General features: G+C 66.4%; 25 protein-coding genes. 5 read left to right on the top strand and 20 right to left on the bottom strand.

What is annotated here, in order from left to right; genetic code table 11:
- Positions 1-3: 3 nt before the first annotated feature.
- The 12 genes from ACK8OU_RS02600 to ACK8OU_RS02545 form a co-directional block, all read right to left on the bottom strand.
- Positions 4-288, bottom strand: a complete 285-nt coding sequence (locus tag ACK8OU_RS02600; protein WP_410301792.1) for a hypothetical protein — start codon at positions 286-288, stop codon at positions 4-6.
- A 1-nt stretch (position 289) separates the two neighbouring features.
- Positions 290-670, bottom strand: a complete 381-nt coding sequence (locus ACK8OU_RS02595) for a response regulator transcription factor (RefSeq protein WP_410301791.1) — start codon at positions 668-670, stop codon at positions 290-292.
- Positions 671-724: 54 nt separating this feature from the next.
- Positions 725-2,062 carry a short-chain fatty acyl-CoA regulator family protein gene (locus ACK8OU_RS02590; RefSeq protein WP_410301790.1) on the bottom strand — a complete coding sequence of 446 codons (1,338 nt, stop codon included), beginning with the start codon at positions 2,060-2,062 and terminating at the stop codon, positions 725-727.
- A 95-nt stretch (positions 2,063-2,157) separates the two neighbouring features.
- On the bottom strand, positions 2,158-2,331 hold the full coding sequence (locus tag ACK8OU_RS02585) for a hypothetical protein (RefSeq protein ID WP_410301789.1): 174 nt from the start codon (positions 2,329-2,331) through the stop codon (positions 2,158-2,160).
- A gap of 143 nt (positions 2,332-2,474) precedes the next feature.
- On the bottom strand, positions 2,475-2,987 hold the full coding sequence (locus ACK8OU_RS02580; protein ID WP_410301788.1) for a hypothetical protein: 513 nt from the start codon (positions 2,985-2,987) through the stop codon (positions 2,475-2,477).
- Positions 2,988-3,067: 80 nt separating this feature from the next.
- On the bottom strand, positions 3,068-4,051 hold the full coding sequence (locus ACK8OU_RS02575; RefSeq protein WP_410301787.1) for an ABC transporter substrate-binding protein: 984 nt from the start codon (positions 4,049-4,051) through the stop codon (positions 3,068-3,070).
- 55 nt (positions 4,052-4,106) lie between these two features.
- Entirely contained in the window at positions 4,107-4,955 is an 849-nt protein-coding gene (locus ACK8OU_RS02570; RefSeq protein ID WP_410301786.1) for an ABC transporter permease, read from the bottom strand.
- Positions 4,952-5,815: an ABC transporter permease gene (locus ACK8OU_RS02565; RefSeq protein WP_410301785.1), complete on the bottom strand. Its 864-nt coding sequence runs from the start codon at positions 5,813-5,815 to the stop codon at positions 4,952-4,954. Before ACK8OU_RS02565 ends, ACK8OU_RS02570 begins: the two co-directional genes overlap by 4 nt.
- Positions 5,816-5,905: 90 nt before the next feature.
- Positions 5,906-6,703: an ABC transporter ATP-binding protein gene (locus tag ACK8OU_RS02560; protein ID WP_410301784.1), complete on the bottom strand. Its 798-nt coding sequence runs from the start codon at positions 6,701-6,703 to the stop codon at positions 5,906-5,908.
- Positions 6,703-8,154 (bottom strand): dihydropyrimidinase, encoded by a 1,452-nt coding sequence (hydA, locus tag ACK8OU_RS02555; protein WP_410301782.1) that lies wholly within the window; start codon positions 8,152-8,154, stop codon positions 6,703-6,705. Before hydA ends, ACK8OU_RS02560 begins: the two co-directional genes overlap by 1 nt.
- 69 nt (positions 8,155-8,223) lie before the next feature.
- A complete protein-coding gene (locus tag ACK8OU_RS02550) occupies positions 8,224-9,474 on the bottom strand; it encodes a Zn-dependent hydrolase (protein ID WP_410301781.1) in 1,251 nt (416 codons plus the stop codon).
- Positions 9,475-9,726: 252 nt separating this feature from the next.
- A complete protein-coding gene (locus ACK8OU_RS02545; protein ID WP_410301780.1) occupies positions 9,727-11,052 on the bottom strand; it encodes an omega-aminotransferase AptA in 1,326 nt (441 codons plus the stop codon).
- 142 nt (positions 11,053-11,194) lie between these two features.
- On the opposite strand from ACK8OU_RS02545, the gene ACK8OU_RS02540 reads away from it, so the two are divergent.
- Positions 11,195-11,836, top strand: coding sequence for a TetR family transcriptional regulator C-terminal domain-containing protein (locus tag ACK8OU_RS02540; RefSeq protein ID WP_410301779.1), 642 nt, complete (start codon positions 11,195-11,197; stop codon positions 11,834-11,836).
- A 103-nt stretch (positions 11,837-11,939) separates the two neighbouring features.
- Positions 11,940-12,509 (top strand): hypothetical protein, encoded by a 570-nt coding sequence (locus ACK8OU_RS02535; protein WP_410301778.1) that lies wholly within the window; start codon positions 11,940-11,942, stop codon positions 12,507-12,509.
- A 16-nt stretch (positions 12,510-12,525) separates the two neighbouring features.
- Here ACK8OU_RS02535 and preA read toward each other — a convergent pair whose 3' ends face one another.
- Entirely contained in the window at positions 12,526-13,827 is a 1,302-nt protein-coding gene (gene preA / locus ACK8OU_RS02530; RefSeq protein WP_410301776.1) for an NAD-dependent dihydropyrimidine dehydrogenase subunit PreA, read from the bottom strand.
- Position 13,828: 1 nt separating this feature from the next.
- On the bottom strand, positions 13,829-15,172 hold the full coding sequence (locus ACK8OU_RS02525) for an NAD(P)-dependent oxidoreductase (protein WP_410301775.1): 1,344 nt from the start codon (positions 15,170-15,172) through the stop codon (positions 13,829-13,831).
- A gap of 220 nt (positions 15,173-15,392) precedes the next feature.
- Here ACK8OU_RS02525 and accB point away from each other — a divergent pair, with 220 nt between their 5' ends.
- Together accB and accC are read left to right on the top strand one after the other, a co-directional pair.
- Positions 15,393-15,884, top strand: a complete 492-nt coding sequence (gene accB / locus ACK8OU_RS02520) for an acetyl-CoA carboxylase biotin carboxyl carrier protein (protein ID WP_410301774.1) — start codon at positions 15,393-15,395, stop codon at positions 15,882-15,884.
- Between the two features lie 10 nt (positions 15,885-15,894).
- Positions 15,895-17,241 (top strand): acetyl-CoA carboxylase biotin carboxylase subunit, encoded by a 1,347-nt coding sequence (accC, locus tag ACK8OU_RS02515; protein WP_410301773.1) that lies wholly within the window; start codon positions 15,895-15,897, stop codon positions 17,239-17,241.
- Positions 17,242-17,274: 33 nt separating this feature from the next.
- Here accC and ACK8OU_RS02510 read toward each other — a convergent pair whose 3' ends face one another.
- Positions 17,275-17,979 (bottom strand): class I SAM-dependent methyltransferase, encoded by a 705-nt coding sequence (locus ACK8OU_RS02510; protein WP_410301772.1) that lies wholly within the window; start codon positions 17,977-17,979, stop codon positions 17,275-17,277.
- A 70-nt stretch (positions 17,980-18,049) separates the two neighbouring features.
- Here ACK8OU_RS02510 and aat point away from each other — a divergent pair, with 70 nt between their 5' ends.
- Positions 18,050-18,691 (top strand): leucyl/phenylalanyl-tRNA--protein transferase, encoded by a 642-nt coding sequence (gene aat, locus ACK8OU_RS02505; RefSeq protein ID WP_410302006.1) that lies wholly within the window; start codon positions 18,050-18,052, stop codon positions 18,689-18,691.
- Here the strand turns inward: aat and ACK8OU_RS02500 are convergent.
- From ACK8OU_RS02500 to ACK8OU_RS02480, 5 genes are all read right to left on the bottom strand, one after another.
- Positions 18,655-19,017, bottom strand: coding sequence for a DUF2155 domain-containing protein (locus ACK8OU_RS02500; protein WP_410301771.1), 363 nt, complete (start codon positions 19,015-19,017; stop codon positions 18,655-18,657). The genes aat and ACK8OU_RS02500 overlap by 37 nt on opposite strands.
- Entirely contained in the window at positions 19,014-19,493 is a 480-nt protein-coding gene (gene mlaD, locus ACK8OU_RS02495) for an outer membrane lipid asymmetry maintenance protein MlaD (RefSeq protein WP_410301770.1), read from the bottom strand. The genes ACK8OU_RS02500 and mlaD overlap by 4 nt, the downstream gene beginning before the upstream one ends.
- Before the next feature lie 16 nt (positions 19,494-19,509).
- Positions 19,510-19,884 carry an NADH:ubiquinone oxidoreductase subunit NDUFA12 gene (locus ACK8OU_RS02490; RefSeq protein WP_410301769.1) on the bottom strand — a complete coding sequence of 125 codons (375 nt, stop codon included), beginning with the start codon at positions 19,882-19,884 and terminating at the stop codon, positions 19,510-19,512.
- Positions 19,885-19,985: 101 nt separating this feature from the next.
- Positions 19,986-21,251 (bottom strand): ATP-dependent Clp protease ATP-binding subunit ClpX, encoded by a 1,266-nt coding sequence (gene clpX, locus ACK8OU_RS02485; protein ID WP_410301768.1) that lies wholly within the window; start codon positions 21,249-21,251, stop codon positions 19,986-19,988.
- Positions 21,252-21,371: 120 nt separating this feature from the next.
- Positions 21,372-22,001 (bottom strand): ATP-dependent Clp protease proteolytic subunit, encoded by a 630-nt coding sequence (locus ACK8OU_RS02480; protein ID WP_410301767.1) that lies wholly within the window; start codon positions 21,999-22,001, stop codon positions 21,372-21,374.
- Between the last annotated feature and the right edge of the window lie 88 nt (positions 22,002-22,089).

Genomic DNA, 22,089 nt, shown 5'->3' with positions numbered 1-22,089 from the left:
CGCCTAGTCCCCCGGTCCGTTGCTGCCTTCGGCGACCTCTTCATCCTCGGGCGCGGGGCCCAGCGCGCGCGACAACCCAAAGGCGGCCAGGATCAGAAAGACCCAGACCGCGAACAGATAGATGGTGCCGCGCGCGGTATCGGGCTCGGGCGTATGGGCGGGCTGCCACAGCGTGGGCAGCATCACCAGCACCGCCCCCAGAAGCGGCAACAGCCGCACCGCATCCATCATCCGGCGCCGCCGGTAGGACCGGCGGGCCAGGAACAGCGGCTGGCCGGCGGCCGACATCTCAGACCGGCCCGCCGTCGGCCAGCGCGCGCACGGCGGCCAGCACATCGGCATTGGCAAAGGGCTTGGACAGGAACGCACTGGCCCCGGCGCGCGCCGCGGCCTCGCGGTCACGCTGCTGACCGCGCGCGGTCAGCATCAGCACCGGCAGCCCCGTAAAACGCGCATCGGCGCGCAGATCGGACAGGATTTCCAGCCCCGACCGGCCCGGCAGCATCAGATCCAGGATCACCACATCCGGTCGCGCCGCGGCAATCGCCGCCATCGCCGCCATCCCATCGTGCTGCAGCGACACCTGCCAGCCCGCGCGCGACAGGATGAACCGGATCGCCTCGGCGATATGCGGCTCATCCTCGATCAGAAGCACATGTCTGCCCGACATTCTGCGCCATCTCCTCTTCCCCGGTGCCGACTATTGCGGGGCGCGGGGCGCGTGTCAAACACCGCGCGGGGCCTGGCCCTCGGTCAGGATCGAAGGCTCGCGCCGGCCCGGGCAGGCGGCGCGCGGGCAGATCCGGCACGAAGAGCCGACCGCACGTTCGGATGCGGCACGTTCGGGGGGGGCGGGCAGGATCAGCATGAAGGCCTCGGCCAGAACCGGACCGTCAAAACCCGCGGGCGCGCGCGGTTCGCAGAAGGCATAGGTCAGGAAACGCTGCGGCAGGCGCCCGGCCATATCGACCACGGCGCGGATCGGCTGCATCGGCCGGGCCAGCGCCTCATACAGCGGCCAAAGCGGACAGGCCGCGCCGAACCGTGGCAGCGCAAAGCCCGGCAGGGGGCGGCGAAAGGTCAGCGTGCCGGACCCGTCGCAGACCACAAGGCCCGGCGCGGGCAGGCCATCGGTTCCCGCGGGCAGGCTGGCCAGGCGGCGGAACACCACCGGCAGCGGCACCCCGACGCGCGCGGCGATGCGCCCGGGTTCAGGGCCCTCGGCGGCAAGGGCGGCGCGCAGACGGGCCATGGGCAGCGCGCGCGCATCGGCGGCGGCGCGGTCCAGATACATCCGCGCCAGCGTGCGCCCCGCCCCGCTGGCCAGTTCCGGCACCCCCGCGATGACCGTCTCGGGGTCGAACCGGCCGGGGCGTTCGACCTCTTCCAGATGCCAGCCGCGCGCGGCCAGCCAGGCCTCCAGTTCCTCCTGCGGCGAGGACAGGCCCGTCTCGGCCTCATCAAGCGTATCGAGATAGCCAACCAGCGCCTCGGCCGTGTCCGACAGGCGCAGGCTTTCTTCCTGAATGGTGCGCAAAAAGCGCGCGCGCCACCGCGGTTCGATATCCTCGGCCTCGACCAGAATCGCCGCCGTGGACCGAAGCGAGGTCACCGCCGACAGCACCTCATGCAATGAGGCCAGCAGGAACGGGTCCTGCGCCATGCGTTCTGCATAGCCTTCGACGACGCGTTCCAGCTGCGCGACCCGCGCCTGCCCCCCCGCCAGGACCGCCGCCCAGCCGGGAAAGCGGCCCACGAATTCCTCAATCCGGTCCAGTTCGGGCGCCGCCGACAGCGGATCGCCCAGCCCCGCCCCCGCCGCCGCCTCGCGCAGACCGTCAAACAACGCGCCTTCGGCCCCCTCGGACAGCGCCAGAGGATCGACCGACAGCGCGCCGGCCAGCTGATCCAGCAGGCTGTCGCTGACCCGGCGGCGGTTGTGTTCGATCAGGTTCAGATAAGCGGGCGACACGCCCACCGCGCGGGCCAGATCGGCCTGCTTCATGCGCAGCGCGGTGCGACGTTCGCGAATGCGGGTGCCGGTCAGGGCGGAACGGGCCATCGAAACCTCCGCCCGGGAATTTACACGGAAACCGCCGGGGCCAAAAGGTTTTTACAAGACCACGGCAGCCCGGCCCGGCGCCCCGGCCCCAAAGCTCAACAGCCCGGCGGGGTGACGGTCGCCATTTCGCTGATCGTCTCGACGCCGGGTTCACACTGGCCGACATCGTCCTGCACCGGGGCGCAGGCCGCAACCAGCACCGCCATGCCCAGCGTTGCCAGCGCCGCGCGCCAGCCCCCCACCGCGCGGCCATTCATCACAATCTTCATCCCATCCTCCTTGCCGAACCGGGACCCAATCCTTCCTGGCATCACGGTCCTTGCCATTGTGACCGAAATCCTGACCGCGAAAGCGGTTGCAATCAAGCCCCGCGCCCATGACCTTGCGTCATGCCGCACCCGGTTCCGCCGCGCTATTGGAAGGCGCGGAACCGATGACCCAGTTCCACCGCGCGATAGCCGCATTGCTTGGTGGCGGTGGCCAGATGCTGGCTGTCGGTCACCACGCCGCGCGCCAGATCGCGGCCCAGGGCCGCCTCGCCCGCGGCGATGTTGGCGGCAAGGCCACCGCCCCGATCACGCAGCCGGCGCAGCCAGAAGACGGCCTGTTCGCCGATGAACCCGGTCATCTGCGCGTCCACCTTGCCCCGCGTCATCCCCTGCGAGGCACGCGCCACCGCCAGGCAATACCCCGCCTCGGCCGTCATATCCGGTGTGCCGAACAGATAGCCCGGCGCCGGGACCGGGGCCAGCCGCCAGATCCCGTAGAACAGCCCCGCCACAACCGCCAGCACCATCCCGGTCGCGGCGATCCAGCGCCACCTGCCCTGCCCGTCCGGCACCCGCCCTGAATGCGCCGGCCCTGCCTGCGCCACCATGATCGCCCCCGAAATCGAACCCTCAGGTCGCGCCTGAGTCGCCGCCATCAAAACAGCCAAAGGTAAAGAAAAAGCGCGCATCCCCGGGGATGCGCGCCAGGGTCGGCGCAAGCGCCGCTGTCTGCGCCTTACTGCAGCGCCTTGTCGGTGATCTGATGCGTCCAGGCGCCCTCGGGCATTTTCGAAATCACCGGATCCGATCCGCCCCCCATCAGCGTGGCCACCGTCCGGTCGAAATCGGCCGGGTCCAGCGCGCCGTTCGATCCGGCGGTCAGCTTGGCGATCTCGGCCATCATGCGTTTCTGATGGGTTTCCGTCTGGGCGCCGGTCTCATCATTGTCCAGCACGATCATCGCCGCCTCATCGGGGTTTTCCTCGGCATATTTCCAGCCCTTCATGGACGCGCGGACAAAGCGGACCATCTTGTCCTCAAACGCCGGATCTTTCAGGTTGTCCTCAAGCACATACAGCCCGTCTTCCAGCGTCGCCACGCCCTGATCCTCATACTTGAAGGTGATCAGTTCGTCCGGCGCGATGCCCGCATCGATCACCTGCCAGTATTCGTTGTAGGTCATGGTCGAAATGCACGCCGCCTGCTTTTGCAGCAGCGGATCGACGTTGAAGCCCTGTTTCAGCACCTCGACCCCATCCGCGCCGCCATTGGTGGGCAGGCCCAGCGTGCTCATCCACGACAGAAAGGGATATTCGTTGCCGCCAAACCAGACACCCAGCGTCTTACCCTTGAAGTCCCCGGGCGACTGCACACCCGATTCCTTCAGACAGGTCAGCATCATGCCCGACGATTTGAAGGGCTGGGCGATGTTCACGATCGGCAGGCCCTTTTCGCGCGCCGCCAGCGCGGATGGCAGCCAGTCCACCATCACATCGGCCCCGCCCCCCGCCATCACCTGCGGCGGCGCGATATCGGGGCCGCCGGGCAGGATCGTGACATCAAGGCCCTCTTCCTCATAAAACCCCTTGTCCAGCGCCACGAAATAGCCGCCGAACTGGGCCTGCGTGACCCATTTCAGCTGCAGCTTCACCTCATCCGCGGCCCAGGCGGCCGAACCCGTCAGCGCCATCAGCGCCACACCCGTCATCAGCTTCTTCATTCTCGCTCTCCACTGTTGACCCCCGGCGCTTCCGATGCCGGGTGTTTATTGAAACCTATCGGCGGCGGCGCTGGGATGGATGCCAGAAGGTCACCCCCTTTTCGATCAGCGCCATCACGCCATAGAAGGCCGACCCCGCCACCGCCGCCACACAAATTTCCGCCCAGACCAGCGGCAGATCAAGCTGCCCCACCGCGGTCGAGATGCGAAACCCCATGCCCCGCGTCGGGCTGCCGAAAAATTCGGCAACGATCGCCCCGATCAGCGCCAGCGTGGTCGCAATTTTCAGCCCGTTGAACAGAAACGGCATCGCCGCGGGCAGGCGCAGCTTGACCAGCGTCTGCCAATAGCTGGCCGAATAGGTCGCCATCAGATCACGCTGCAGCGCATCTGACGCCTGCAGCCCCGCGACCATGTTCACCAGCACCGGGAAGAACACCATCACCACGACCACCGCCGCCTTCGACTGCCAGTCGAAGCCGAACCACATCACCAGAATCGGCGCGATGCCGACAATGGGCAGGGCAGCCACGAAATTGCCCACCGGCAACAGGCCGCGCTGCAGGAACGGGGATCGGTCGATCATCACCGCCACCGCCACCGCCGCGCCGCAGCCAATGACATAGCCCGACAACGCACCCTTGACGATGGTCTGCAGGAAATCGGCCCAAAGGATCGGCACCGCCCCGGCAAAGCGGCTGGCAATGGCCGAAGGCGCGGGCAGGATCACGGGGCTGACCCCAAGGCCGCGCACCAGCCCCTCCCACAGGATCAGCAGCGTCGCACCGAACAGCAGCGGGATGAACAGCCGCACCCGCCGGTCCGCGCCATGACGCGCGGCCAGCCAGCTGTTGAAGGCCCAGGCCGAAAGCCAGAACAGAACCGCCGCCCCCGCCCAGATCATCGCGCCATCCCCATGCGTTTCAACGTGGCCCGTTCAATCGCGCCCACGATCACCACAAGCCCCGCCGCCAGCGCCGCCGCCGCAAACAGCGCCGCCCAGATCTGGATCGTCTGCCCGTAATAGGATCCCGACAACAGCCGCGCGCCAAGGCCTGCCGTGGCGCCTGCCGGCAGTTCCCCCACGATCGCGCCCACCAGGCTGGCCGCGATCCCCACCTTGAGACTCGCGAACAGATAGGGCAAGGACGCGGGCAACCGCAGCTTCCACAGCGTCTGGCCCCGGCCGGCGTTATAGGTGCGCAGCAGATCCAGCTGCATCCCGTCGGGCGCGCGCAGGCCCTTGACCATGCCCACCAGCACCGGGAAAAACGACAGATAGGCCGAAATCACCGCCTTGGGCAAAATCCCCGTCACCCCGACCGAGGCCAGCACCACGATCACCATCGGCGCGATCGCCAGGATCGGAATGGTCTGGCTGGCAATCGCCCAGGGCATCACCGACAGATCCATCGCCCGGCTGTGCACGATCCCCACCGCCAGCACGATGCCCAGCCCCGTGCCGATGCCAAAACCCAGCAGCGTCGCCGACAGCGTCACCCAGCCATGCCAGACCAGGCTGCGCTTTGAGGTGATCTTCTGCCCCGCAACACCGTCCCACAGGCCACGGGCCACCTGATGCGGCGCGGGCAGAACGGGGCGTTCCTGGGCCATCGTGTCGTTGACCACATCCACCAGGGTCGGATGCGTACCCGCCCGCGCGGCCTGATCATAGGTCCAGGCGCTGTTCAGCCAGACCGCCGCACCATACCAGACGACCAGGATCGCCAGCACCACCACCAGAACCGGCAGGACCGACCTCATCGCCGCGCCCCTTCTTCTTGGCCCGAATACTCTCGGGGGGCGCGGGGGGCAGACAGCCCCCCGCACTCCACCCGCCATCCCTGCCCCGCGCTAGTCATAGGCATGCCCCGCCCGCAGCCCTTCGCGCACGCGATGGGCGATCTCCAGAAATTCCTTCGAATCACGGATCTCCAGCGGGCGATCGCGCGGCAGGGGACTGTCGATCACATCGGTGATCCGCCCGGGCCGCGGCGACATCACCACGATCCTGGTCGACAGATAGACCGCCTCGGGGATCGAATGAGTGACAAAACCAATCGTCTTGCCGGTCCGCGCCCATAGCTTCAAAAGCTCTTCATTCAGACGATCCCGCACGATCTCATCCAGCGCGCCGAAGGGTTCATCCATCAACAGGATGTCGGCATCGAAGGCCAGCGCGCGGGCGATGCTGGCGCGCTGCTGCATGCCCCCCGACAGCTGCCAGGGGAATTTCTTGCCAAACCCGTCCAGATCGACCAGCGACAACACCCGCGCCACCCGTTCGTCCTGCTCGGCACGGGCATAGCCCATGATCTCCAGCGGCAGGCGGATGTTGCCCGCGATCGTGCGCCAGGGATACAGCCCCGCCGCCTGAAACACATAGCCATAGGACCGCGCCTGCCGCGCGGCCTCGGCACTCATGCCGTTCACGCGCAACACACCCTCGGTCGGATGTTCCAGCGCCGCGATGCAACGCAGGAAGGTGGTCTTGCCACAGCCCGAGGGACCGATGAAGGACACGAAATCCCCCCGTCCGATCTGCAGATCCACACCTTTCAGCGCATGCACCGGCCCGTCATTGGTCTGGAACGTCAGCCCCAGCCCCTTCGCCTCGATCACCGGCGCCGCGGCGCCCGTCACATCCTTCATCACACCCCCGACGCCGGTATCCCAGACCGCTGCACGGGCCGCGGCGCGGTCAGTTCCTTCCAGGTGGACAGCGCCCGGTTCACCGCCGCCCCGGCCGGGCGGGCCACGAACTGCCCGTACCCCTCGGCCGGCGCCACCACGCCCCCGGTCACCGCCACCCGCCCGCGCGTCAAGGTAAAGCGCGGCAGGCCCGTCACGACCTTACCCTCGAAGACGTTGTAATCAATGGCCGATTGCTGGTGGGATGCAGAAATCGTCTTGCTGGCCTTCGGATCCCAGACCACCAGATCCGCATCCGCCCCCACCAGCACCGCGCCTTTCTTCGGGTAGATGTTCATGATCTTGGCGATATTGGTCGAGGTGACGGCGACGAATTCGTTCATCGTGATCCGCCCGGTGTTCACACCATGCGTCCACAACATCGGCATCCGGTCCTCAAGCCCCCCCGTCCCGTTCGGGATCCTGGTGAAATCGCCCACCCCATGGCGCTTCTGATCGGTGGTGAAGGCACAGTGATCCGTCGCCACGACCGACAGCGTGCCGCCCGACAGCCCGGCCCACAGGCTGTCCTGATGGCGCTTGTCGCGGAACGGCGGGCTCATCACGCGACGCGCGGCATGGTCCCAGTCGGCGTTGAAATATTCGCTTTCATCCAGCGTCAGATGCTGGATCAGGGGCTCCCCCCAGACCCGCTTGCCCTGCTGGCGCGCGCGCCGGATCGCCTCATGCGCCTCCTCGCAGCTGGTATGCACCACATACAGCGGCACGCCCGCCATATCGGCAATCATGATCGCGCGGTTCGTCGCCTCGCCCTCGACCTGCGGCGGGCGGGAATAGGCATGGGCCTCGGGGCCGGTATTCCCCCCGGCCAGCAGCCGCGCCGAAAGCTCCGCCACCACATCGCCGTTTTCGGCATGGACCATCGGCACCGCACCCAGCTCCGCACAGCGCCGGAAGGACGCGAACAGCTCATCGTCATTGACCATCAGCGCGCCCTTGTAGGCCATGAAATGCTTGAAGGTGTTGATGCCGCGATCCACCACCTCCTTCATTTCATTGAACACCTGCTCGCCCCACCAGGTCACCGCCATGTGGAAGCTGTAATCGCAATGCGCCCGGCCCGCCTTGTTGTCCCACATCTTCAGCGCATCCAGCAGCCCCTGCCCCGGGCTTGGCAGCGCGAAATCCACCACCATCGTGGTCCCGCCCGCCAGCGCCGCCCGCGTCCCGCTTTCGAAATCATCGCTGGAATAGGTACCCATGAAGGGCATCTCCAGATGGGTATGCGGATCAATCCCGCCCGGCATCACATAGCAGCCCGTGGCATCCAGAACCGTATCACCCGTCAGCCCCGGCCCGATCGCGATGATCTGCCCGCCCTCGATCAACACATCCGCCTTGCAGGTCAGATCGGCGGTCACGATCGTGCCGTTCCTGATCACCGTGCTCATCCGTCATCCTCCCGCCTTGTTTCTTCCTGGCTCAAATACTCCGGGGGTCCGGGGGCAGCGCCCCCGGCCTCACGTCACCACCTGCGCCACGTCCAGCACCGCATGCAGCAACACATCCGTTCCCGCCGCGGCCCATTCGGGGCTGATCTCCTCGGCCTCATTATGGCTCAGCCCGTCCACGCAGGGGCACATCACCATCACCGTGGGCGCGACCCGGTTGATCCAGCAGGCGTCGTGGCCCGCGCCCGAAATGATGTCCATGTGGCTCAGGCCCAGCCGCCCGGCCGCGCCGCGCACCACCTGCACCAGACCGGGGTCAAAGGTCACCGGGTCGAAATGGCCCACCGGCGCAATCCCGACCCCCAGGCCCAGCTCGGCCGCGATCACGGGCGCCTCGGCCTCAAGTCGCGCGCGCATGCCATCCAGCTTGGCCTGATCGGGGCTGCGGAAATCCACCGTGAAGACCGCCTTGCCCGGGATCACGTTGCGCGAATTCGGGTAGACATTCGCCTGCCCCACCGCGCCCACCGCGCCGGGCTGGTTGTCCATCGCGATGCGGTGCACCAGTTCGATGATCCGCGCCATGCCAAGGCCCGCATTCACCCGCATGTCCATCGGCGTCGAGCCGGTATGGGCGTCCTTGCCGGTCAGCGTCACCTCCAGCCACCACAGGCCCTGGCCGTGGGTGACCACGCCGATGTCGCGGCCCTGGGCCTCAAGGATCGGGCCCTGCTCGATATGCAGCTCGAACATCGCATGCATCTTGCGCGCGCCCACGGGTTCGTCGCCGACCCAGCCGATGCGGGCCAGCTCATCCCCGAACCGCTTGCCCTCGGCATCGGTGCGGTCATAGGCCCAGTCCTGCCCATGCATTCCCGCGAAGACGCCCGAGGCCAGCATCGCCGGCGCGAACCGCGTGCCTTCCTCATTCGTCCAATTGGTCACCACGATCGGATGGCGCGTGCGCAGCCCCAGATCGTTCATCGTGCGCACCACCTCCAGCGCGCCCAGAACGCCCAGCACGCCGTCATATTTGCCGCCCGTGGGCTGGGTGTCCAGGTGGCTGCCCATATAGACGGGCAGCGCCTCTGGGTCCTCGCCCGCGCGGGTGGCGAACATGTTGCCCATCGTGTCCACGCCCATGGTCATGCCCGCGTCCTCGCACCAGCGCCGAAACAGCGCGCGGCCCTCGGCATCGGCATCGGTCAGGGTCTGGCGGTTGTTGCCGCCCGCGACGCCCGGCCCCACCCGGGCCATCTGCATCAGGCTGTCCCACAGGCGCGCGGAATTGATACGGAGGTTCTCTCCGGCTGCTGGCATCGGTGTATCTCCCTGTCGGCGGCGGGCCATTTCCGGCCTCTTGCGACGATTCCGTGATCGACCCTGGGGTCCCGGTCAGGCGACCACGTTCTGACCAAACGGTCAACAAAATTCTCGGATCCCGCGGCGCAGCCGTCCTGCAATTCGCCCCTGCCCGAAAAACAGACAGAACCCCGGCCCGACCGCCCGCGGACGGGCACCACCGTGCCCCGGCCCAGGAAAAAGGCCCCGGTTTCCCGGGGCCCGCGCGGTTCAGTCCAGCGTTTCCAGCACCTCTTTCAGGGTGCCGATCAGCTGGTCGATATGGGATTTCTCGATGATCAGCGGCGGCGACATGGCGATGATGTCGCCGGTGGTGCGGATCAGGATGCCCTTTTCATAGGCCTTGAGGAAGGCGGCAAAGGCGCGCTTGGTCGGCTCGCCCGGGATCGGGTCCAGTTCCACCGCGCCGATCAGCCCCACGTTGCGGATGTCGATCACATGGCGGGTGCCGCGCAGGGAATGCAGCGCGTCCTGCCAATAGGGGGCCAGCCCGGCCGCGCGGTCGAACAGGCCTTCCTCGCGGTAGGTGTCCAGCGTGGCGATGCCGGCGGCGCTGGCGATCGGGTTGCCGGAATAGGTGTAGCCGTGGAACAGCTCGATCATATGTTCGGGGCCCGCCATGAAGGCGTCATGCACCGCACCCGTCGTCAGCACCGCGCCCATCGGGATCACACCGTTGGTCAGGCCCTTGGCGGTGGTCATCATGTCGGGCAGCACGCCATAGTGCTGTGCGGCAAAGGCGCTGCCCAGGCGGCCAAAGCCGGTGATCACCTCATCAAAGATCAGCAGGATGCCGTGCTTGGCCGTGATCTCGCGCAGGCGCTGCAGATAGCCCTTGGGCGGCAACAGGACGCCGGTCGAACCCGCCATCGGTTCCACGATCACGGCGGCGATGGTTTCCGCGCCGTGCAACGCCACGATGCGTTCCAGATCATCGGCCAGATGCGCGCCATGTTCGGGCTGGCCCCTGGTAAAGGCGTTCTGCGCCGGCAGGTGCGTATGCGGCAGATGATCCACCCCGCCCAGCATCGTGCCAAAGACCTTGCGGTTGTTCACGATGCCGCCGACCGAAATCCCGCCAAAGTTCACGCCGTGATAGCCCCGTTCGCGCCCGATCAGCCGGGTGCGCGCGCCCTCGCCCCGCGCCCGGTGATAGGCAATGGCGATTTTCAGCGCGGTCTCAACGCTTTCGGACCCTGAGTTGGTGTAGAACACATGCTCCATCCCCCGCGGCGCGATGTCGATCAGGCGGTTGGCCAGTTCAAACGCGATCGGATGGCCCATCTGGAAGGCCGGGGCATAGTCCAGCTCGGCGGCCTGGCGCTGGATCGCCTCGGTGATCTTCGGGCGGCAATGGCCCGCGTTGCAGCACCACAGCCCCGCCGTGCCATCCAGCACCTGGCGGCCATCGGCGGTGGTGTAATGCATGTCCCTGGCGGCCACGAACATGCGCGGATTTTTCTTGAACTGCCGGTTCGCCGTGAAGGGCATCCAGAAGGCATTCAGATCATTGGGCGTCTTGCGGTCCAGCGCCATTGCGATATCTCCCCGAAGTGCCCGCGGGACGGTCCGGGGCTGATTTTCTTTGACCATGCGGTCAGGGTCACGCTACCACAGGGCAAAGCCCAGTCAAGAACGCCCCAGCCTGCTGCCGGGTCACCGCGCCGGAGAATGTCACATGAACAATCCCTTGTCTGCCCCCGGGGGCCCGGCACCCCGCCCCCAGACCCGTATCCAGGCACGCAACACCCGCGCCATCCTGGATGCCGCGCTGGAGGTATTTTCCGCCCGGGGGTTCCGCGGCGCGACGCTGGATCAGATCGCGGCCGAGGCGGGCCTGTCCAAGCCCAATCTGCTGTATTACTTCCCTTCGAAAGAGGCGATCCACCTGGCATTGCTGGGCGGGCTGCTGGATGTGTGGCTGGCGCCCTTGCGCGCGCTGGCCCCCGAAGGCGACCCGCGCGGCGAAATCATGGGCTACATGCGCCGCAAGCTGGACATGAGCCGCCAGATGCCGCGCGAAAGCCGGCTGTTCGCCAATGAAATCCTGCAGGGCGCGCCGCGCCTGAAGGGGCTGATCGAGGATGATCTGAAGACGCTGGTCGATGAAAAGGCCGCCGTGATTCGCCGCTGGGCCGATCAGGGGCGGATCGCGCCGGTCGATCCCTACCACCTGATCTTTTCGATCTGGGCGCTGACGCAGCATTATGCGGATTTCGAAATGCAGGTGCGCGCCGTTCTGGGGCCCGATCGCGACCCCTTTGCCGAGGCGGGCGTCTTTCTGGACATGATGTTTTCGCGGCTTCTGGCGACCGATTAACCCTGGGCCGCGAAAGCCGCCCCCGGACAGGCCAGCCTTTACCCTTCGTTCACTCCTCGGGCGCAGAATCGCTTGCGTGGGATTTTTACGAAGGAGGCCGGGGATGGACCGGATTTCGGGGCTGATGCCCCAGATCGGCTGGTCGCCACTGCTGGCGGTGGCGGCCCCGAAGAAAGCACCCTCGACAACGGTCGAGGCCGCCGGGGGCGCCGGCGGGGCGCGGGCCAGGCTGGGGACGGATGTCGGCGGGCAGACCGGCCAGCCGCGCGGCCTTGCCGGCGCGCGCGGCGACAACCAGGGCGATACCGACCCCGGGCTGCCCCGGGCCGGGCCGCCGCCCGACCCCGATGCGCCCACCGGCCCGCCCCCCGCCTTTGAGATGACCTGGCTGGAGGCGCAGGCCGCACGCCGCCGCGCGGGCCTGCCCGATCCGGCCCCGCGCGTTGCCGAAGGGAAGGATCCCGGGCAACCGGACGCTTGGCAACCAGACCGGGGGCAACCGGACCGGGGGCAACCGGACCGGGGGCAACCGGGCAGTGGACCTGCCGCCCTGTCAGGGTCCCGGGGCGATCCCACCCCGCCCCGGGACGAGGCCGTCCCCCGCCCGGCCAAGGCCGAGGGCTGGCCTGTTCTGGCCCCCGATCCCGCGCCACGGCTGGATGTGACGCGCTGATCCGGCCGGGCCGCCGTTATTCGGCGGCCCGGGCGCTGGGGTTATTGGGATGCGTGGTCCAGTTGGCGTAATCGCCCACCACCTGCCCGGTGCGCGGATCCACCGCACCCTTGGGCAGTTCCTTCATGGTGATGCAATCTTCCACCGGGCAGACATCGACGCACAGGTTGCAGGCCACGCATTCCTCTTCCTTCACGGTGAAGACGCGGTCGGGGGACATGGCGATGGCCTGATGGCTGGTATCTTCGCAGGCGGCATAGCAGCGGCCGCATTTGATGCAATCGTCCTGATTGATCACCGCCTTGGTGACATAGTTCAGGTTCAGATACTGCCAGTCGGTCACATTGGGCACCGCGCGCCCCACCAGATCGGCGGTGCCGGTGAACCCCTTGCGGTCCATATAATCCGACAGACCCGAGATCATTTCCTGCACGACCTTGAAGCCATAGGTCATCGCCGCGGTGCAAACCTGCACATTGCCCGCGCCCAGCGCCATGAACTCGGCCGCGTCGCGCCAGGTCGTCACCCCGCCGATGCCGGAAATCGGCAGGCCGGCGGTGGCCGGGCTGCGGGCGATTTCCGCCACCATGTTCAGCGCGATCGGCTTGACCGCCGGGCCGCAATAGCCGCCATGCGTGCCCTTGCCGTCGATCGTGGGCTCGGGCGCGAAATCATCCAGATCGACCGCGGTGATCGAGTTGATCGTGTTGATCAGGCTGACCGCGTCGGCCCCGCCGCGTTTCGCCGCCTCGGCCGGCTTGCGGATGTCGGTGATGTTGGGGGTCAGCTTCACGATACAGGGCATGCGGCTGTGCTGTTTCACCCAGCGGGTGACCATCTCGATATATTCGGGCACCTGCCCCACGGCGGACCCCATGCCGCGTTCGGCCATGCCATGCGGGCAGCCGAAGTTCAGTTCCACCCCGTCGGCGCCGGTATCCTCGACGCGGGCCAGGATCGCCTTCCAGCTGTCCTCGTCGCAAGGCACCATCAGCGACACGACCAGCGCGCGGTCGGGATAGTCGCGCTTGACCGACTTGATCTCGCGCAGGTTCACCTCCAGCGGGCGGTCGGTGATCAGCTCGATGTTGTTGATGCCCAGCACGCGCCGGTCGGCGCCGTGGATCACCCCATAGCGCGGGCCGTTGACGTTGACGACGGGCGGGCCTTCGGCGCCCAGCGTCTTCCACACGACCCCGCCCCAGCCCGCCTCATAGGCGCGGCGGACGTTGTATTCCTTGTCGGTGGGCGGGGCCGAGGCCAGCCAGAACGGATTGGGCGACGTGATACCGATGAAATTGCTGGTCAGGTTCGCCATGTCAGGCCCCCATCAGGAAATTGTGGATGTCTTCGGCCGCATCGCGACCCTGGGCCACGGCGGTCACGGTCAGGTCATCGCCGCCCAGGGCGCAATCGCCCCCCGCCCAGACCCGCGACAGGCTGGTGCGCCCGGAATGTTCGATCCAGATCTTGCCACCCGCGACCCGGATCGCCTCGGGCGCGCCCTCCAGCGCCTGGCCAATCGCCTTGAAGCATTGGTCCGCCTTCAGCCGGAAGGTTTCGGACAGGCGTTCGATCCCATCGGGGCCGGAACGGGTATAGGCGAATTCCACCTCGCGCACCGCGCCATTGCCATGGATCGCGACGGGCATCGCATTGGCGACGATCCGGACCCCCGCGGCGGTGGCATGGTCCTGTTCGTGGCGGCTGGCGGGCATGTCCGCGCGTGACCGGCGATAGACGATGGTGACGCTTTCGGCGCCCAGCAGTTTCGCCTGCACCGCAGCATCCACCGCCGTCATGCCGCCGCCGATCACCACCACATCGCGCCCCACCGGCAGCGCCGCCAGATCGGCGGTCTGGCGCAGCTCGGCGATGAAATCGGTGGCCGGGGTGACATGGTCCCTGTCCTCGCCCGGGATACGCAGCGCATTCACCCCGGCCAGCCCCATCCCCAGGAAAACCGCCGCATGGCGCGCCAGAAGATCGTCCAGCGTACCATCGCCCGCCCGGCCCAGTTGCCAGTTTTCGACCACGGTGATGCCGCCGATCTGCATCAGCCAGTCGACCTCGGCCCGGGCAAAGCCGCCCGGCGCCTTGTAGGATGCGATGCCATATTCGTTCAGGCCGCCCGGCTTGGGACGCGCCTCATAGACGGTGACATCATGGCCCCGCGTCGCCAGACGATGCGCACAAGACAGGCCCGCAGGCCCCGCCCCCACCACCGCGACCGACTTGCCCGTGGGCGTGGCGCGCACGAAAGGGTGGGCATTGGCCACCATCAGCGTATCGGTGGCAAATCGCTGCAGCGCGCCGATCTGAACCGGCTTGCCCTCGGCGGTTTCGCGCACGCAAGACCCCTCGCACAGGTTTTCCGTCGGGCAGACCCGGGCACACATCCCGCCCAGGATATTTTGCGAAAGGATCGTCTTTGCCGCGGCCTCGGGCGTGCCGGTCGCGATCTGGCGGATAAACAGCGGGATGTCGATCGCGGTCGGGCAGGCCGTCACGCAGGGCGCGTCATGGCAGAAATAGCATCGGTCCGCCGCGACCCGGGCTTCGTGCCCGTCCAGCGGCGGGGCGACATCGGCGAAATTCGCGCAATAGGATTCGGCTGTAAGCCGCCCGGGCACCACGCCGGGGGTCAGCTGGCTGTTGGTCACGGTGGACCTCCCTGTGATTGGTGTTGTTTTGTCCTACGCTGCCACAGGCTGAAATTTTATCAAGTGGTAAAATGCGGCCCACAGGCCAATGCTCCGCGCCCTGGGTAAACGCTTCCCGCTTTCCTCCCCCGCATGGGTCGCGTATAACGCCCCCCAGAAATGGCGACGCCCGCGCCGGACGGGCGGGGCAAGACCCGACAACGGACCCTTTGAGGACGGCATGACCAAACATTCCCATGAAAACGACGTGGCCTTCATCCAGGCGCTGGCAGAGCTTCTGAACAAGAACGAGCTGACCGAACTGTCGGTGGTGCGCGAATATGGCGAGGATGACAGCCTGGAGGTGCGCGTGGTCAAGCAGGCGACCGTTGTCACCGCCGCGGCGGCCCCCGTTCACTATGCCCCCGCCCCCGCCGCAGCCCCCGCCGCGGCCCCCGTGGCCGCACCCGCCGAGCCGGGCAGCGATCCGGCCAGCCATCCGGGCGCGGTCACCTCGCCCATGGTGGGCACGGTCTATCTGGCCGCCGAACCGGGCGCCGATCCCTTCGTCAAGGTCGGCGATGCGGTAAAAGAGGGCCAGACCCTGCTGATCGTCGAGGCGATGAAGACCATGAACCACATCCCCGCGCCGAAATCGGGCACGGTCAAGCGCATTCTGGTCGATGATGCGACGCCGGTCGAATACGGCACGCCGCTGATGATCGTCGAGTGAGGGGCGCGCGATGTTCGACAAGATCCTGATCGCCAACCGCGGCGAGATCGCGCTGCGCGTCATCCGGGCCTGCCGCGAAATGGGGATCGCCTCGGTCGCCGTCCATTCCACCGCCGATGCGGACGCCATGCATGTGCGCATGGCCGATGAAAGCGTCTGTATCGGGCCCAATCCATCGGCAGACAGCTATCTGTCGATCCCCGCGATCGTGGCGGCCTGTGAAATCACCGGCGCGCAGGCGATTCACCCGGGCTATGGCTTCCTGTCGGAAAACGCGACCTTCGTGCAGGTGCTGGAAGACCACCGTATCACCTTTATCGGGCCTTCGGCGGAACATATCCGGCTGATGGGCGACAAGATCACCGCCAAGGAAACCGCCAGGGGCCTGGGGATTCCGGTGGTGCCGGGATCGGATGGCGGCGTGGCGGATTTTGCCACCGCCAGGACGGTCGCGGCCCAGATCGGCTATCCGGTCATCATCAAGGCCACCGCTGGCGGCGGCGGGCGCGGCATGAAGGTGGCCCGCAATGAGGGTGAACTGGAAGTAGCCTTCCGCACCGCCCGGTCCGAGGCCAAGGCCGCCTTCGGCAATGACGAAGTCTATATGGAGAAATACCTCCAGCGGCCGCGCCACATCGAAATCCAGGTATTCGGCGACGGCAAGGGCAATGCGGTGCATCTGGGCGAACGTGACTGTTCGCTGCAGCGCCGCCACCAGAAAGTGTTCGAAGAGGCCCCCGGCCCCTGCATCACCCCCGAACAGCGCGCCCGCATCGGCAGGATCTGCGCCGATGCCATGGCCAGGCTGGGCTATTCCGGCGCGGGCACCATCGAATTCCTGTTCGAGGATGGCGAATTCTACTTTATCGAAATGAACACCCGCCTGCAGGTCGAACATCCGGTGACCGAGGCGATCTTTGGCGTGGACCTTGTGCGCGAACAGATCCGCGTGGCCGAAGGCTATCCGCTGTCCTTCACGCAGGACGATCTGACGATCAACGGCCATGCGATCGAGGTGCGGATCAACGCGGAAAAGCTGCCCAATTTCAGCCCCTGCCCCGGCAAGATCACCCAGTATCACGCGCCGGGTGGCCTTGGCGTGCGGATGGACAGCGCGCTTTATGACGGCTATTCGATCCCGCCCTATTACGACAGCCTGATCGGCAAGCTGATCGTGCATGGCCGCAACCGCCCCGAGGCACTGTCGCGCCTGTCGCGCGCCTTGGGCGAGCTGATCGTGGACGGTGTCGACACCACGATCCCGCTGTTCCGCCAGCTTCTGGAAGACCCCGACATACAGACTGGCGACTATTCCATCCACTGGCTGGAAAAGTGGCTGGCCCGGACCTACAGCTGACCGACAACGCCCCCGCCGGAACCGGGGGCGTTGTCATTTCGGGCGCAACAGGCAGGTTGCGCGGCGCTTGACCTCGGGGCGGAAATAATCGGCCACCGGGCCGCGGCGTCCCTTGGGCAGATCGGACCAGTCCAGCCAGTCGCAGTTGTAATCCAGCGCATCGGCAATCGCCTCCATCGCCGGAAAGGACGGGATGCCGATCAGCGCGCGGTCCTGCCCCGCGATCTGGGGGATGGAATTCAGCACCTTGTCGGTGCGTTCGCGCCCCAGCACGATCACCGGCCCCGGACGCAGCGCAAATTCGCTGTCCACGATCACCAGCCGCGGCCCCAGCGCGCGCACCAGCCGGAACAGGCGGAAATGATCCATGACGTGGTACAGGATACCCAGAACGGCAACCACATCAAACCGTTCGCCCGCGGTAATGGCCTTTTCCATCCCCTCGAAAATATCGCCGCAGCGCAGTTCGACCCGCGCGGCAAAATCGCTTTGCGGGAATTGCGCGAAGCGGTCGATCAGGTCCTGCCGCCCCTCGATCCCCACCACCCGCGCCGCACCCGCGCCGGCAAAGGCCAGGGACCAGCGCCCGTCATGCGCGGCCAGATCCAGCACCCGTGCCCCCGCGATCTGTGGCACCAGCGGCGCCACGATCCTGCGGTGGCGTTCGTTCAGCCGCGCGACAGCGCCGGAATCTTCGGCATAGGCCGCGACCTGGGGCAGAAAGTCGAAAAAACCCATGTTTGCCCCCGGCAAGAAACTCGTCCATCCTGCCGCCAGATTAGACAGGCGTCAGGGGGCGGGCAAGGCGATGGGCCATGGGTTGACGGGGAAAATGCTGCTGGCGGGCTATGCGCGGGGCATCTTTCCGATGGCCGAAAGCCGCGATGATCCGACGCTGTATTGGGTCGACCCGCGCCAGCGCGGCGTGATCCCGCTGGACGGGTTTCACCTGTCGCGGTCGCTGGCCCGCACGATCCGGCGCAGCAGCTTTCGGATCAGCACCGATGCCGCCTTTGCCGCCGTGGTGGATGGCTGTGCCGCGCGCGCGGAAACCTGGATCAACGCGCCGCTGCGCGCGCTTTATAACGATCTTCACGCCAAGGGCGTGGCCCACAGCCTGGAGGTCTGGGCCGGTGATCAGCTGATCGGTGGGGTGTTCGGCATCGCGCTGGGGGGCGCGTTCTTCGGCGAAAGCATGTTTTCGCTGCGCCGCGATGCCTCCAAGATCGCGCTGACCTGTCTTGTGGACCGGCTGCGCCAGGCGGGCTTTAGCCTGCTGGACACGCAATTCCTGACACCGCATCTGGCAAGCCTGGGGGGCGTGGAAATTCCGCGCGCCGAATATCGCCGCCAGCTGGCCCGCGCCCTGCGGCAGGACGCGGATTTCACCGCCCCGCCCCCCGCGCCCGACACTCAGTCAATCTTGCAGCGGATGATCCAGACGTCATAGCGGCGGTGATCCAGCGCCGACAGCGCCGGGCTGTCCGCGATCATCCAGCCCGAAAACGCGGGCGCGCTGGCGCCGCGATCGGTGATGGTGACATGGGCGAAGGCGTTGGACGAAGGATCCTCGGCCGGATAGCGGCATTCGCGCAAGGTCACCGTGATCAGGCCATAGGTCACGCTTTCGCCCACCGTCAGGTCCAGATCGGTGGTCGATCCCGCGACCTTGTCCAGCGCGCGCAGCACGGCGCCGGGCGCCTGGGCGACCTCTTGTGCGGCAAGGGGGGTGGAAAGCGCCGCCAGCAGCGCCGCGGCAATCATCATGCGGATCATGGCGCATGCCCCACCGCATCGTCGGGCGCGTCATCGCCGCCGCCATCGACGAATTTCATCATCAGCGAAATCATCGACACCGCGCCCTGCGTATCTTCGATTTCATCGCCGGGGCCCAGGTTTTCCAGGCTGCCGCCGGGCATCAGTTCGATGAAGGCGCCGCCCAGAAGCCCCTCGGACGACACCAGAATCGCGGAATCCGTCGGCAAAATCACATCCTTGCGCAGCGCGACCGTGGCATCGGCAAAGAAGGTCTGCGGGTTCAGGTCCAGCCTGGTCACCGTGCCCACCTTGACCCCGGCCAGCCGCACATCGCTGCCCACCGTCACCCCCTCGACCGAGCGGAACGAGGCATGCAGGTCATAGGTGCCGGACGTGGGGCCAAGCCCCCGCCCCTGCGATGCCCAGGCCAGAAAGCCCAGTGCGACGACCAGAACAGCCGCCCCCGCCAGCACTTCGGTGCGGTTCTCGCTCATCGCCGCTCCTCCGGGGTTATTCGGGCTGCCAGGCCTCATAGTCGCGCCGCTGGGCCGGGGCGGTACGGCGCAGCGACCCGGCGGGCGCATAGGCGCCGGGCGTGCCGGTCAGGTTTTCCTTGTGCGGCAATTCCCAGGGCTTGTGGGTCAGCGGCGCTGTGGTCGGTGGCTGATCCCAGGTGAAATGGATCCAGCCGTGCCATTCAGGGGAAATCCGGCTGGCTTCGCATTCGCCATTATAGATCACCCAGCGGCGCTTGCCGTCGCGGGTCTGGTAATAGGCGTTGCCCTGATCATCCTCACCAACCTTCACCCCCTTGCGGGCAGTAAATATCTGGGTCCCGAGCGTCTGGTCATTCCACCAGGTCAGAAGGCGAAGCAGGAATTTCATCATAAACCTCCGCGGGCGAGTCCCGCCCCTTATACCGCAGGCGCCCACAAGGTCCAGTGCCTTGGGATGCCAAAGCGAAGGCGGGCCGAAGCCCGCCTGCATCAACCCGCCGATTTCGGTTCTTTCTTCTGATCGGCATAGATCAGAAGCGGTTTCGCGCCGGGGCTGTCCACCGCCTCGTCGTTCACCACGACTTCCTGAACGCCGGTCATGCCCGGCAGTTCGAACATCGTATCCAGCAGGATGTCTTCCATGATCGAGCGCAGCCCCCGCGCGCCGGTCTTGCGCTTGATCGCGCGGCGCGCGATCGCGCTCAGCGCGTCTTCGGTAAAGGTCAGCTTCACGTCCTCGATCTCGAACAGACGCTGATATTGCTTGACCAGCGCGTTCTTGGGTTCCGTCAGGATGGTGACCAGCGCGGCTTCGTCCAGATCGGTCAGGGTCGCGATCACCGGCAGACGGCCGACGAATTCCGGGATCAGGCCGAATTTCAACAGATCCTCGGGCTCAAGCTCCTTGAACAATTCGCCCACGCTGCGGGCATCGGGGTCCTTGACTTCGGCGCCAAAGCCCATGGCCGACCCCTTGTTGCGCTGCGCGATGATCCGGTCAAGACCCGCAAAGGCGCCGCCGCAGATGAACAGGATGTTGGTCGTGTCCACCTGCAGGAATTCCTGCTGCGGATGCTTGCGCCCGCCCTGCGGCGGCACGGAGGCCACGGTGCCTTCCATGATCTTCAGAAGCGCCTGCTGCACCCCCTCGCCCGACACGTCGCGGGTGATGCTGGGGTTGTCGGACTTGCGCGTGATCTTGTCGACCTCGTCGATATAGACGATGCCGCGCTGCGCACGTTCGACGTTGTATTCGCTGGCCTGCAGCAGTTTCAGGATGATGTTTTCCACATCCTCACCGACATAGCCCGCCTCGGTCAGCGTGGTTGCATCGGCCATGGTGAAGGGCACATCCAGAATCCGCGCCAGCGTCTGCGCCAGCAGCGTCTTGCCGCAGCCGGTGGGGCCGATCAGCAGGATGTTCGATTTCGCCAGTTCGATATCGGCCTTGGACCCGTGGTTCAGCCGCTTGTAGTGGTTGTGCACCGCGACCGACAGCACGCGCTTGGCATGTTCCTGGCCGATCACATAATCATCCAGAACCTTGCAGATGTCGCGCGGGGTGGGCACCCCGTCGGCGGCCTTCAGCCCCGTCGATTTCGTCTCTTCGCGGATGATATCCATGCAAAGTTCGACACATTCGTCACAGATGAACACGGTGGGGCCCGCGATCAGCTTGCGCACCTCGTGCTGGCTCTTGCCGCAGAACGAGCAGTAGAGCGTGTTCTTGCTGTCCGAGCCGGAATTGTTCGCCATCGTCTTCCTCTGGGCTGGCCCGGCGCGAGCCGGGGCCTGTCTTGGGCTGTCCGTGAAAGTCTAGGACAGCCCTACCTTCATCACAATGTCAAAATGACGCCACGGGCATCGCCCCGGCGATCACTTTTCCGCTTCGGCCTTGCCCCGGCTTTCCAGGATCTCGTCGATCAGGCCCCAGTCCCTGGCCTGTTCGGCCGACATGAAATTGTCGCGTTCCAGCGCCGCCTCGACCGTGGCCAGATCCTGGCCGGTATGGCGCACATAGATCTCGTTCAGGCGATTCTTCAGCTTCTGGGTTTCCTGGGCGTGGATCATGATGTCCGTCGCCTGCCCCTGATACCCGCCCGAGGGCTGGTGCACCATCACGCGGCTGTTGGGCAGCGAAAAGCGCATTCCCTTTTCCCCCGCCGTCAGCAGCAGGCTGCCCATGGATGCCGCCTGCCCGATCACCAGCGTCGAAACCTTGGGCCGGATGTATTGCATCGTGTCATAGATCGACAGGCCGCTGGTCACGACCCCGCCGGGGCTGTTGATATACATGGCGATTTCCTTGGACGGATTTTCCGCCTCAAGGAACAGAAGCTGCGCGCAGATCAGCGTCGACATGCCGTCATGCACGGGGCCGGCCAGAAAGATGATGCGTTCCTTCAGCAGCCGCGAATAGATGTCATAGGCGCGTTCGCCGCGGCTGGTCTGCTCGACCACCATCGGCACGAGCGTGTTCATGTACAGATCAATCGGGTCTCTCATCGCGCCTGCCTCTTCCGCTGTCTCGTGAAATCCATAGCCCCAGAACTTTACCGGAGTCTTAGTGTCGCGATCCGGGGCCTGCAAGGGC

It is taken from the genome of Pontitalea aquivivens, assembly GCF_046507575.1.
Taxonomy (GTDB): Bacteria; Pseudomonadota; Alphaproteobacteria; order Rhodobacterales; family Rhodobacteraceae; genus Pontitalea; species Pontitalea aquivivens.
Note: the sequence above shows the minus strand (reverse complement) of the source record. Positions and strands in the feature narration are given on the sequence as shown.

Excerpts from the sequence above, each read along its gene's own strand:
- ACK8OU_RS02600 (WP_410301792.1), bottom strand. The coding sequence starts at position 288 with ATGTCGGCCGCCGGCCAGCCGCTGTTCCTGGCCCGCCGGTCCTACCGG.
- ACK8OU_RS02595 (WP_410301791.1), bottom strand. The coding sequence starts at position 670 with ATGTCGGGCAGACATGTGCTTCTGATCGAGGATGAGCCGCATATCGCC.
- ACK8OU_RS02590 (WP_410301790.1), bottom strand. The coding sequence starts at position 2,062 with ATGGCCCGTTCCGCCCTGACCGGCACCCGCATTCGCGAACGTCGCACC.
- ACK8OU_RS02585 (WP_410301789.1), bottom strand. The coding sequence starts at position 2,331 with ATGAAGATTGTGATGAATGGCCGCGCGGTGGGGGGCTGGCGCGCGGCG.
- ACK8OU_RS02580 (WP_410301788.1), bottom strand. The coding sequence starts at position 2,987 with ATGGCGGCGACTCAGGCGCGACCTGAGGGTTCGATTTCGGGGGCGATC.
- ACK8OU_RS02575 (WP_410301787.1), bottom strand. The coding sequence starts at position 4,051 with ATGAAGAAGCTGATGACGGGTGTGGCGCTGATGGCGCTGACGGGTTCG.
- ACK8OU_RS02570 (WP_410301786.1), bottom strand. The coding sequence starts at position 4,955 with ATGATCTGGGCGGGGGCGGCGGTTCTGTTCTGGCTTTCGGCCTGGGCC.
- ACK8OU_RS02565 (WP_410301785.1), bottom strand. The coding sequence starts at position 5,815 with ATGAGGTCGGTCCTGCCGGTTCTGGTGGTGGTGCTGGCGATCCTGGTC.
- ACK8OU_RS02560 (WP_410301784.1), bottom strand. The coding sequence starts at position 6,703 with ATGAAGGATGTGACGGGCGCCGCGGCGCCGGTGATCGAGGCGAAGGGG.
- hydA (WP_410301782.1), bottom strand. The coding sequence starts at position 8,154 with ATGAGCACGGTGATCAGGAACGGCACGATCGTGACCGCCGATCTGACC.
- ACK8OU_RS02550 (WP_410301781.1), bottom strand. The coding sequence starts at position 9,474 with ATGCCAGCAGCCGGAGAGAACCTCCGTATCAATTCCGCGCGCCTGTGG.
- ACK8OU_RS02545 (WP_410301780.1), bottom strand. The coding sequence starts at position 11,052 with ATGGCGCTGGACCGCAAGACGCCCAATGATCTGAATGCCTTCTGGATG.
- ACK8OU_RS02540 (WP_410301779.1), top strand. The coding sequence starts at position 11,195 with ATGAACAATCCCTTGTCTGCCCCCGGGGGCCCGGCACCCCGCCCCCAG.
- ACK8OU_RS02535 (WP_410301778.1), top strand. The coding sequence starts at position 11,940 with ATGGACCGGATTTCGGGGCTGATGCCCCAGATCGGCTGGTCGCCACTG.
- preA (WP_410301776.1), bottom strand. The coding sequence starts at position 13,827 with ATGGCGAACCTGACCAGCAATTTCATCGGTATCACGTCGCCCAATCCG.
- accB (WP_410301774.1), top strand. The coding sequence starts at position 15,393 with ATGACCAAACATTCCCATGAAAACGACGTGGCCTTCATCCAGGCGCTG.
- accC (WP_410301773.1), top strand. The coding sequence starts at position 15,895 with ATGTTCGACAAGATCCTGATCGCCAACCGCGGCGAGATCGCGCTGCGC.
- ACK8OU_RS02510 (WP_410301772.1), bottom strand. The coding sequence starts at position 17,979 with ATGGGTTTTTTCGACTTTCTGCCCCAGGTCGCGGCCTATGCCGAAGAT.
- aat (WP_410302006.1), top strand. The coding sequence starts at position 18,050 with ATGGGCCATGGGTTGACGGGGAAAATGCTGCTGGCGGGCTATGCGCGG.
- ACK8OU_RS02500 (WP_410301771.1), bottom strand. The coding sequence starts at position 19,017 with ATGATCCGCATGATGATTGCCGCGGCGCTGCTGGCGGCGCTTTCCACC.
- mlaD (WP_410301770.1), bottom strand. The coding sequence starts at position 19,493 with ATGAGCGAGAACCGCACCGAAGTGCTGGCGGGGGCGGCTGTTCTGGTC.
- ACK8OU_RS02490 (WP_410301769.1), bottom strand. The coding sequence starts at position 19,884 with ATGAAATTCCTGCTTCGCCTTCTGACCTGGTGGAATGACCAGACGCTC.
- clpX (WP_410301768.1), bottom strand. The coding sequence starts at position 21,251 with ATGGCGAACAATTCCGGCTCGGACAGCAAGAACACGCTCTACTGCTCG.
- ACK8OU_RS02480 (WP_410301767.1), bottom strand. The coding sequence starts at position 22,001 with ATGAGAGACCCGATTGATCTGTACATGAACACGCTCGTGCCGATGGTG.